This is a genomic window from Nocardioides sp. (genome assembly GCF_036401255.1).
Classification (GTDB): domain Bacteria; phylum Actinomycetota; class Actinomycetes; order Propionibacteriales; family Nocardioidaceae; genus Nocardioides.
The window spans coordinates 1-9,454 of sequence record NZ_DASWVI010000437.1 but is presented as its reverse complement, the minus strand read 5'-3'; the positions used below and the strand labels follow the sequence as shown (position 1 = coordinate 9,454).

At 74.9% G+C, this 9,454-nt stretch carries 7 protein-coding genes and 1 pseudogene; all 8 read right to left on the bottom strand.

Annotation, left to right across the window (positions count from 1 at the left end; translation table 11 throughout):
* Positions 1–838 (bottom strand): aldehyde dehydrogenase family protein (locus tag VGD85_RS20020; protein WP_331065190.1); only part of this gene is annotated, 838 nt, incomplete at its 3' end.
* 116 nt (positions 839–954) lie between these two features.
* Positions 955–2,208, bottom strand: coding sequence for a GAF domain-containing protein (locus VGD85_RS20015; RefSeq protein WP_331065189.1), 1,254 nt, complete (start codon positions 2,206–2,208; stop codon positions 955–957).
* The gene (locus VGD85_RS20010) at positions 2,183–3,025 is read right to left on the bottom strand and encodes a PIG-L family deacetylase (protein ID WP_331065188.1); all 843 of its coding nucleotides are present in this window, start codon (positions 3,023–3,025) and stop codon (positions 2,183–2,185) included. Before VGD85_RS20010 ends, VGD85_RS20015 begins: the two co-directional genes overlap by 26 nt.
* Before the next feature lie 170 nt (positions 3,026–3,195).
* On the bottom strand, positions 3,196–5,370 hold the full coding sequence (locus tag VGD85_RS20005; protein ID WP_331065187.1) for a glycosyltransferase: 2,175 nt from the start codon (positions 5,368–5,370) through the stop codon (positions 3,196–3,198).
* Between the two features lie 32 nt (positions 5,371–5,402).
* On the bottom strand, positions 5,403–6,485 hold the full coding sequence (locus tag VGD85_RS20000) for a phosphatase PAP2 family protein (protein ID WP_331065186.1): 1,083 nt from the start codon (positions 6,483–6,485) through the stop codon (positions 5,403–5,405).
* 47 nt (positions 6,486–6,532) lie between these two features.
* Positions 6,533–7,969, bottom strand: a complete 1,437-nt coding sequence (locus tag VGD85_RS19995; RefSeq protein WP_331065185.1) for a sensor histidine kinase — start codon at positions 7,967–7,969, stop codon at positions 6,533–6,535.
* The gene (locus VGD85_RS19990; RefSeq protein WP_331065184.1) at positions 7,966–8,652 is read right to left on the bottom strand and encodes a response regulator transcription factor; all 687 of its coding nucleotides are present in this window, start codon (positions 8,650–8,652) and stop codon (positions 7,966–7,968) included. Before VGD85_RS19990 ends, VGD85_RS19995 begins: the two co-directional genes overlap by 4 nt.
* Positions 8,649–9,454 (bottom strand): annotated as a pseudogene (locus VGD85_RS19985) (hypothetical protein); the annotation flags it as partial. The pseudogene VGD85_RS19985 and the gene VGD85_RS19990, both read right to left, overlap by 4 nt.

Sequence of the window (9,454 nt, the reverse complement as noted above, 5' to 3'; positions counted from 1 at the left end):
GCTCGGCCGCGACGTCCTCGAAGAAGATGTTCGGGCTCTTGCCGCCCAGCTCGAGCGTGACCGGGATCAGGTTCTCGCTGGCGTACTGCATGATCAGGCGCCCGGTCGTCGTCTCGCCGGTGAAGGCGATCTTCGAGATCCGCGGGCTCGACGCCAGCGGCTTGCCCGCCTCGACACCGAACCCGTTCACGACGTTGACCACGCCCGCGGGCAGCAGGTCGCCGATGAGCTCGACCAGCTTGAGGATCGACCACGGGGTCTGCTCGGCGGGCTTGAGTACGACGGCGTTGCCGGCGGCCAGCGCCGGCGCGAGCTTCCACACCGCCATCAGGATGGGGAAGTTCCAGGGGATGATCTGGCCGACGACGCCGAGCGGCTCGTGGAAGTGATAGGCGATCGTGTCCTCGTCGATCTGGGAGATCGTCCCCTCCTGGCCGCGCAGCACGCCCGCGAAGTAGCGGAAGTGGTCGACGGCGAGCGGCAGGTCGGCGTTGAGGGTCTCCCGGACCGCCTTGCCGTTGTCCCACGACTCGATCACGGCGAGGTCCTCGAGGTGGGCCTCCATGGTGTCCGCGATCCGGAGCAGCACGTTGGACCGCTCGGCCGGAGAGGTGCGTCCCCACGAGGGCGCGGCGTTGTGGGCGGCGTCGAGGGCGGCCTCGATGTCCGCGGCCGTGCCTCGGGCGATCTCGGTGAACGGCTGCCCGGTGACCGGCGTGACGTTCTCGAAGTACCGGCCCTCGAGCGGAGCGACCCACTCGCCGCCGATGTAGTGCCCGTAGCGGGGCTGGACGGAGATAGTCGAGCCGGCGGTGCCCGGCGGCGTGAAGACGGTCATGGTGGACTCCGATCCTGGGTGGAGGTGACTGGCGTCACACCGTAGGAACCGCGACGTTGCGACCACGTTGCACTCGGTGGGCGCCCCCCGGGTCGAGCGGAGTCCGAGCAGGGTCCTCAACGCCCGGGTGGCCGCCACCCGAGCTCACGGTCCAGGCGGGCCAGCTGACCGTCGACGAGCGCGCGCATCGGCGATCCGAGGGGCAGGGCGGCGCGCTGGGCCGTCCACATCTCGTAGTCGTCCGCACCCCAGGCCGAACGGGTCCAGGTCGACATCAGGTCGGCGGCGCCGCTGGCCAGGACCGCCTGACGCAAGGTGCTGTCGACGGTCTCGCGCATCGCGACGACTCCGGGAGCGGTGGAGCGCGCCAGCAGCGGCCCCCGGTAGCCGCGCATCGCGGAGCGCACGTCGCCACTCGCTGCCTGGGCCTCCACGGCCAGCCAGTCGGCGGCGATGTTGGCCACCAGCCGGTAGGGCCGCGACGCCAGCAGATCGGCGCCGAGCATGCCGCGCAACCGGTTGAGCTCGGCCCGCAGCGTCGAGGAGCCGCCGTCCTCGTCGTACATCAGCGCCGCGAGCTCGTCGCCGGTCAGCCCCGACGTCGATCCCGCCAGCAGCACGACGATCTCGCTGTGCCGGCGGGACAGGCGAAGCGGCGGCGCTCCCACGCCGTCGGAGCTCACCGTCAGCAGCGCCTCGGACCGACCCAGCGCCTCGATCACCATCAGGGTGCCCCGGGCGGGCACCACGGCGTCGGGGCGGACGCGACCCAGCTCGCGGGCCAGTTCCGCCTCCGCCATCCGGGCCGCGGCCCGCACCATCGCCATCGCCTGCGGTACGGCGAGCTGGGGTCCGCCCGTCACGTCCAGCACACCGAGCAGACCGGAGGTCGCGGGGTCGTGGATCGGCGCAGCGACGCAGCTCCAGTCCTGCACCGACTCGCGGAAGTGCTCGGATCCGAGGACGCCGATCGGCCGACCGAGCTGGAGCGCCAGGCCGGGCGCGTTCGTGCCGGCCAGCCGTTCATCCCAGTTGCTGCCCTCCACGAAGCCGATCGACTCAGCCCGGCGCTGGATCGACCCGGTCCCACACACCCAGAGCAGCTGTCCCTCGGCGTCCGAGACGGCCATCAGCGAGCCCGTGTCGCGGGCGGCCTGGCCGAGGATGTCGTCGAGCAGCGGGAACACCCGGGCCAGCGGATGGGCGGCACGGTGCGCGCGCAGCTCGTCGTCCGGCAGGGTGATCGGGGCCTCCGGAGCATCCTTGTGCACCCCGGCCGCCGCCGATCGGTGCCAGCTCGCCGCGACGTCCGCGCGCAGACCACCGGTCACCTGCTCGGTGTCGTCACCGGACGCGCTCGCCCCACGCATTCGACAACGGTACGCGCGAATCGCCTCGGCCGGGGCGGTCCTGCGAAGTGCTGCGCACGCCGTGCGGATGCGCCACCTCGACGAACCACTCGGTCCCGAGGAGCCGCCGCGCGAGTGGCGCCGGGAGGAGCCGCAGGAGGGCGAGCGTGCGCACCCCGCCGGTCGCCTGGGAGGCGTGGGCCGCGAGCGCCGCCCGCTTCGCGGGGACCTGGTCACGCACGTCGACGCGCAGCGACACCTCCGAGCGCGCCGAGAAGATCTCGGCGACGGGCAGGGTCAGGCCGGGGAGCAGCGGGCCGAAGGGCCGCACCAGCGCGAGCCCGCGCACCAGCCAGGTGCGGTCGCGGGTGGCCTCGAGCAGCCGGGGTGTCCGGGCCGCGAGCTCCTGCGCCCGGCGGGCGACGTGGTGCACCCGCACGTGGTCGGGATGCCCGTAGCCGCCCCGCGCGTCGTAGCCGGTGAGCACGTCGGCGTCCTCCTCGTCGAGGACCGCGGCCAGCCTCCGGGCGGCCTCGGCGAGAGGCACGTCGACGAAGCGGTTCGCGGTGTCGCTCGGCGCGCCGGCCATCCCGGAGTCGGCGTACCCCAGCCAGACGACGGCGGCGGCCCCCAGGGCACGGGCGGACGCGGCCGCCTCGGCCCGCCGGAGTACGCCGAGCGGCCCGGTCCCCGGGACGCCCAGGCTGAGCCCGGCTCCCCCGTCCGTGGCGAAGACGAGCACCACGCGGTCCCCGGCCGCGGCCCGCTGGGCGAGCCACCCGCCGGTGAGCAGCGCCTCGTCGTCGGGGTGTGCGTGGCAGGACACGATCGTGGCCATCGGAGCGGTCCTAGGAGTCTGCTGAACAAGACGGGCGAACGCGAGCGGGCGTCCGGTGCGTGCGGTGGCAAGGCGGCCGAGGAACGGCGTGGCGGGTCACTCCGACCGAGGCGAACGCCGCCAACGCTCCACCGGGCGTCGCGTAGCCGCGCGGATTGTTCATCAGACTCCTAGGCCTCGAGGAGCGCGGGGACCAGCGGCGCGGCGCCGGGGACGGGCGCACCGAGCCGGGCGGCGGCGACCCGGTAGAGCTCCTCGGTCCGGTCGAGGGCCTCGTCCCAGCCGAAGGGCGGCGTGACCCGCCGGTTGTGCTCCGCGATCGCGTCGCGGAGACCCGGGTCGAGCACGAGCTCGGCCAGCGCGACGACCATCTCGGCGTCGTCGGCGACCAGCACCCCGTCGACGCGGTCGCGGATGAACTCGCCCACCCCGCTGCGCCGGTGGGCCACCACCGGCAGGCCCGCGCACCGGGCCTCGAGCGCGGCGAGGCCGAAGGACTCCTTGGGCGCCGGCGCGACGTACACCGAGGCCGACGCCAGGTGATCGAGGACCTCCCCGCGCGGGATGCGGCCCGTCACGTGCACGCACCCGGTCAGGCCCCGCCGCCGGAGGTGGCGCTCGACACGGCCGCGCAGCGGGCCGTCGCCGACCAGCACCAGTCGCACGTCGCTCGCCGGCGCCAGCGCGCGCACCTGCTCGAAGGCCCGGATCAGCGGCAGCGGGCGCTTGCGCGGCATCAGCCGCATCACGCTGACGATCGTGACCGCGTCGTGGTCGCGCGGCCGGGGGACGGGCCGGCGCCACCGCTCCAGGTCGATCGCGTTGGGGAGCACCGCGACCTCCCCGCCGCGCAGCGAGCGCCGGAACGTCTCGGCCGCCGCGCCGCTGACGGCGGACCACACGACCGGCCAGCGGCGCAGCCGGGTGACCGCGGCCAGCCGGAGCAGCCCGCCGACGCCGGCCCACATCGAGTGCACGGTCACCAGCGTCGGCACCCCGGCGGCCATCGCGGCCCGCGCCACCGCGATGCCGTACGGCGAGAGCATCGACACGTGGACGTGCACCGCGTCGAACTCGGCGACCGCCCGACGCGCGGCACCGGCGGGCATCCGGCGCACCCACGCCGGGTCCGGTCCGGCCGGCGCCGTCGGGGTCAGCACGACGGCGTCCACGCCCCGGGCCCGTTGGTGCCGGACCAGGTCGTCCACGTGGGTCTCGATCCCGCCGAGCCGCGGCAGGAACACGTCGGTGACGTGGGCGACGCGACGGCCTTCGCCGACGAGGCGCGGGGGCGGGAGGGCGCGGCGCCCGGCCCGCCGCCGGCCGAGGAGCCAGACGCCGAGGGTGCCGCCGCCGACCGGGATCTCGAGCGCGAAGACCAGCCCGCGGTAGAGCACGGCGCCGGCCGCGGCGCCCGCCGGGTCGCCGCCCAGCGCCACCAGGACCCCGACCAGACCGACGTCCGCGACGCCGGCGCCCCCGGGCGTCACCGGCAGCACGGTCAGGGCGCGCTCGAGGGCGAACGCCGCGAGCACGACCGGCCAGGTCACGCCGCTGTGGGTGAGGCCGAGGCAGAGCCCGAGCAGCACGCCCTGGAGCGCGACGTACCCGCTGATGCCCAGCAGCATCGGCAGCCAGCCGTCGGCGACCAGCCGCCTGCTCTCGCGGCGTACCTCGAGCAGCGGCCCGACCACGTCGACCCGGCCGGGCCGCCCGACGACGCGCAGCGCCGGACGGAGCAGCGCCTCGACGCAGCGGCCCAGGCCCACGGCGCAGCGCGCGCTGGCCAGGACCGCGATCGTGCCGGCGCCGATCCCGACGAGGGCGCAGCCCGCCAGCACGGCGACGTAGCGCAGCGGGGCGGTGACCGACTCCCCCGCATGGACCAGGGCGGCGACGGCGATCAGCGGCAAGGCGAGCTTGGAGCCGACGTCGGCGAGGTTGGTCAGGAATGTGTACCCGGCGAACCGGCGGGTGTCGATGCCCCAGGCCCGCATCATCCGGCGGTTCAGCTCGATGCCGGCGGCGCCGCCGAGAGGTACGACGTTCGCGACCGCGCTGCCGGTCAGGTTGAGCGCGAGCGCCCGACGGTGGGTGAGGCTCGGTGCGGCGGCGGTCAGGACGCTCGAGTGCACGACCAGGCCGAGGAACCACAAGACGACCAGCCCGAGCACGGCCGGCCAGTGCAACGACCTCAGCACCGGCAGCACGCCGTGCCAGGAGACGTCGACGACGTGCGGGACCCCGACCGCGACCAGGCCGAGGGCGAGCACCCAGGAGCCCACGAACCGGAGCCGGCGCCAGAGGGGCGCGGGGCCGCTGACCTGGCCGGCGACTGCGTGCATGTCCGGACCGTAGGCAGCACCGGATGAAGCGATCATGAAGCCGACCGCGCAGGCTCGGGAGGACGCCGGTGGACGCCGACGGTGCGCGGACCGAGCCACCACGCCGCCGCCCCGATCGCCAACCCCGCGACGTCGTCGACCGCGAAGTGCCAGCCCAGGTAGACCGTCGCCACCAGCGTCCCCGCCAGGAACACCGAGAGCGCGATCGTGGTCCGGCGGAGCCGGTGCCACCACGCGATGCCGAGGATGCCCGTCGTGACGGCGACGTGGAGGCTGGCGAACGCGGCGACCTGGGCGAAGGCGCCCGCCGCAGAGGGATCGGCCAGGAGGTGCGCGCGCTCGGCGAGGTAGCGGGCCTGGGTGTCCTGGATCATCGTGTGCGGCAGGCCGGCGAAGTCCCGGGGCGCCGCGGCGAACGGGCCCAGCGTCGGGATCGCGTAGTACGACGCCGTGCCGAGGATCCACACCCAGACCAGGGAGGCGATGGCGGCGTAGGCGTCGCGCACCCGGCTCGCGAGGACCACGGCGGCCGGGAACGCCAGCACGACCAGCGTCGGGAACGTCTCGTACCAGACCATCAGCACCCGGGCCGCCAGGTGCTGGCCGAGCAGGTCGTGGAGGACGACGGCGGGGCTGTTCCCCAGGAACAGCCCACGGTCCCAGCGCAGCAGCATCCGGTCCCGCAGGACGTTGAAGGAGTTCCAGCTCTTCAGGTTGTGGTAGGTGAAGTAGGTGAGGTGATAGGCCAGCAGGGCCGCCACGGCCAGAGCGGTACGCCGGGGCGTCCAGCGGTCGCGGACCACCCGCAGCACTCGGCGTACCGCGACCGGGCGGCCGGCGCGGACGAGTCCGTCGAGGACCACCAGCCCGGTGGCGATCCCCACGGTGAGGGCGAGCCTGGTGAGCAGGAACGCCCCGTGCGGGTCCCGGAACGGGACGCCCACCTGGATCGAGCGCGCCGCCCCGACCGCAACGAACACCACGACCACCAGCCACAGCCGCGCGGCCGCTGCCCAGGAGGCGTCGGGGTCCTCCGGCGGCGCCGCCGTCGTCGCTGCGGTCGTCGCTGCGGTCGTCGCTGCGGTCGGCTCCTGCACGCTCGTCTCGTCCGGCACGCCGGGACGGTAGGGCGACCCGCATGAAGCGGAGGTGAAGCGCCGCGTCAGCCGGCGGCGGCGCCCGTGGGGAGCAGGATGCTGACGGTCATCTCGGGGCCGTGGGTGCAGGTCACCGGGGCGTGCCCGCCGTGGGAGGCGTGGTGGCCCGCGTGGCACAGCCGCAGCTCGCCGCCGGCCTGGGCGACGATGGCCTGGACGAGGGCGAGGCCGAGTCCCGAGCCCGGCCGGCTGCGTGCCTCGTCGGAGCGGACGAAGCGCCGGGTGGCGGTCTCGAGGATCTCCGGCGCCAGCCCCGGTCCGGCGTCGCTGACCAGCAGGCGGCCCCAGGCGGGGTCGGGCCGGTCGACGGTGACGGTGTACGGCGCCACCCCGTGCAGGACGGCGTTGTCGAGCAGGTTGGTCAGCAGCCGCTCGACCTCGAAGTCGGCGACCAGGACCGGCACCGGCTCGCCCGGGAGCTCGGTGGCGGTCCGGGCCGCCTCCCCGGGGGCGGCCAGCCGGCGCTGGTTGACGACGCGAGCGGTGACGGCGGCCAGGTCGCAGGTCTCGTGTCCGGTGCGGCCGCCGCCGGCCCCGAGCTCGAGGAGCTGCTCGGCGAGCCGGGCGAGCCGGTCGAGGTCGACCTGGAGCTCCTCGAGGACCCGCTCGTGCTCCTGCTGGGTCCGCGGCCGCCGGCGCGCCAGCTGCACCCGGCTGATGAGCAGGGTGATCGGCGTCCGCAGCTCGTGGCTGGCCTCGTTGACGAACTGGCGCTCGCGGTCCAGCGCTCGCTCGAGGGAGGTCAGCATGTCGTTGAGGGTGTGACCGAGCCGGGTGACCTCGTCGTCCCGGGCAGTGGAGACGTCCAGGCGCAGGTCGGGGGCGCCGGCGGCGATCGCGGCCGCGCGCCTGCGGTAGCGCTCGACGGGCCGCAGGGCCGCGCGCGCGAGCCGCTCCCCCACCAGCGCGGTGACCGCGAGCGCGCCCAGACCCGCCAGCACCAGCTGGACGAGCAGCTCGCGCAGCGCCTCGTCGCGGTGGTCGCGGCGGACGGCGGCCAGCAGGTAGTGGTCGGTGCCGTCGTCGAGGCGGGTGACCCGGAGGCGGTACGGGTCGCGGGAGATCGGGAGGAAGTCCCCGACGTTGAAGGTCTGGTGGGTCCCGTCGATCCGGTCCAGCTGGCGGGCGCTGACCAGCCCGGTCGTGCCGGTCGGGCCGCCGTGGTCGAGCACCGACCCGTCGGCCGCCAGCACCTGCCACGCGACGCCGGTCGCGTCGGCCGCGGAGCGGTCCGCGACGCCGCCGCCGGTGTCGACGAGCGGCCGCAGCGCCCGCGTCGCCTGCGCCAGCTCGGTGTCCAGGCCCCGGTCCAGCGCGTAGCCCACCCGCCAGTAGACGAACGTGCCGGCCGCGAGCAGCACCACGAACATCGCCGCGGAGAAGCCGGCGACCAGGCGGATGCGCAGCGGCAGCCGGGACGCCCGGTCGCGCAGCGAGCTCATCGGGCCGCCGGCGCGGGGTCCACCCGATAGCCGACACCGCGCAGGGTCGTGATCGTCTCGGTGCCGAAGGGCTTGTCGATCTTGGCGCGGATCGCGGCCAGGTGGACGTCGATGACGTTGCTGCGCAGGTCGGTCTCGCCGTCCCACACCTCGTCGAGGATCGTCAGGCGGCTCACGACGCGACCCGCGTGGGAGACCAGCAGGTGGAGGATGTCGAACTCGCGCGCCGAGAGCACGATCTCCGCGCCGCGCCGGGTGACCCGGCGAGCGACCGGGTCGACGACGAGGTCACCGAGCCGCACGGGCGCCTCGCCGACGACGGCGCCGCGCCGGTACAGCGCGCGCAGCCGCGCCAGCAGCTCGTCGAGGTCGAACGGCTTGGGGAGGTAGTCGTCCGCCCCCGCGTCCAGCCCGCTCACCCGGTCGCGGACGTCGCCGCGCGCGGTCAACATCATGATCGGCAGCGCGATACCGAGGTCGCGCAACCGCCTGGCGACGGTCACCCCGTCCATCCCCGGCAGCATCCAGTCCAGCAGCGCCACGTCCAGGCCGGAGTCGGAGAGCAGCCGCTGGTACGCCGAGCGGCCGTCGTGCACCACCTCGACCTGCCACCCGGCCTCGGCGAGCGACTCCTGGAGGACGTCGGCGAGACGGACGTCGTCCTCGGCCACCAGGACCCTCACCGGCCCACTCCTTCCTGACGCTCCCAGACGTGCCACTCGCCGTACGCGCGCACCTCACCGTAGTGCTGCAGCAGATAGTCCTGCGCCTGCCGCGCGTCGAGTCCCCACGAGGCGAGGCTGTCGCCGTCCACCACGACCCACCGCGGCGCGGAGGGGCCGGCGAGCACGTCCTCGAGCTGCTGCAGCCGCGGGTCGCGGACGCGCACGGGCAGGCTCCACAGGTACGGGTAGGGGCTGCTCAACCCGCTGCCCGCCACGATCTCGGCGTGCCCGAAGGCGACGACGACCCCGTCGGTGGGCGCGGCGTGGGCGCGCAGGTACGCCGCGGCCTGCTCCTCCGACGACGCGTGGTCGGGCAGCTGGGTCCACTGCACCAGGGTGAGCGGGTTGACGACCAGGACGTAGGCGAGGACGGCGGCCGCCAGCCACCGGCGTCGGAGGCGCCCGGCGAGCGCGGCCAGCAGCACCAGGCCCGGCACCAGTCCGGTCAGGTAGTGCCACCAGTAGCTGCCGCCCAGGGCGACGCCCATGAGCTCCCAGGCGACGAGCGCGACAGCCGGCCAGATCAGGAGCGAGGACCGGTCGATCAGGACGACGACCAGAAGCACCACGAGCAGAGCCGCCGCACCGCTGGTCAGGAACACCGACGTCAGGCGGTCCATCCGCTCCGACGTCGCCGGGGAGGCGGAGCTGCTGATGACCGCCGAGGCCTCGAATCGGAAGACGAACACGGCGTCCCAGAGGCCGCGCGGCGAGGTCCCGAGGGCGGCCGCGCCGGCCGTCGCGGCGCCGAGCACCGCCA

Bases quoted from the DNA above. Each gene is read 5' to 3' on its own strand.
- VGD85_RS19995 (WP_331065185.1), bottom strand. From the start codon at position 7,969: ATGAGCTCGCTGCGCGACCGGGCGTCCCGGCTGCCGCTGCGCATCCGC.
- VGD85_RS20010 (WP_331065188.1), bottom strand. From the start codon at position 3,025: ATGGCCACGATCGTGTCCTGCCACGCACACCCCGACGACGAGGCGCTG.
- VGD85_RS20015 (WP_331065189.1), bottom strand. From the start codon at position 2,208: ATGCGTGGGGCGAGCGCGTCCGGTGACGACACCGAGCAGGTGACCGGT.
- VGD85_RS20005 (WP_331065187.1), bottom strand. From the start codon at position 5,370: ATGCACGCAGTCGCCGGCCAGGTCAGCGGCCCCGCGCCCCTCTGGCGC.